The sequence below is a fragment of the Vibrio sp. D173a genome, from assembly GCF_030248475.1.
In genome coordinates this window covers 1-737 of the sequence record NZ_JAHGAH010001116.1, presented here as the reverse complement: position 1 = coordinate 737, position 737 = coordinate 1, and the positions used below count along the sequence as shown (strand labels likewise).

The window sequence follows — 737 nt, the reverse complement described above, 5'->3', positions numbered from 1 at the left end:
TCTTCACCCGTTAGATACGGCAGGAAGTTGTAACCATCAAGGGGAAGTTTGAATGTCTTGTCGCCAGCAGTATGACCTTTAAGAAGTTTCTCTTTGATCTGGTCATCACCAGCAGCCGCTAGGAAAGTAGGCATCCAGTCCATGTGGTGCATGATTTCGTTGGAAATGGTTCCCGGCTCAATCTTATCCGGCCAACGGACCATAGCTGGTACACGGTATGCACCCTCCCAGTTTGTGTTTTTCTCACCACGGAATGGCGTTGTACCCGCATCTGGCCATGAGTTCATGTGAGGGCCATTATCGGTCGAGTAGAACACAATGGTATTGTCTTTAATGCCTAGGTCATCCACTTGTTTGAGCAGTTGACCGACGTGTCTATCGTGCTCAACCATGCCATCAGCGTAATTACTGATGCCGGTTACACCTTTACTATCTGGCTGCACGTGCGTTCTGAAGTGCATACGTGTCGCATTCCACCAAACGAAGAAAGGTTTGTCGGCTTTAACAGCACGATCCATAAAGTCGAGTGCCGCGTCTAACGTTTCTTCATCCACCGTTTCCATACGCTTACGCGTTAGAGGACCGGTATCTTCAATTTTTCCGTCAGCGAAGGATTTAATGACACCACGAGGGCCAAACTTCTTACGAAACTCTGGATCTTTTGGATAATCTTCATTTTCTGGTTCTTCTTCAGCATTTAGGTGGTAAAGGTTGCCAAAAAATTCGTCAAACCCGTG

At 47.2% G+C, this 737-nt stretch carries 1 protein-coding gene; it reads right to left on the bottom strand.

Features of this window, described 5'->3' with window-relative positions; genetic code table 11:
• Positions 1-737, bottom strand: a 737-nt coding sequence (locus KIV40_RS31680) for a sulfatase-like hydrolase/transferase (RefSeq protein WP_285353284.1), incomplete at both ends; no start/stop codon positions are given.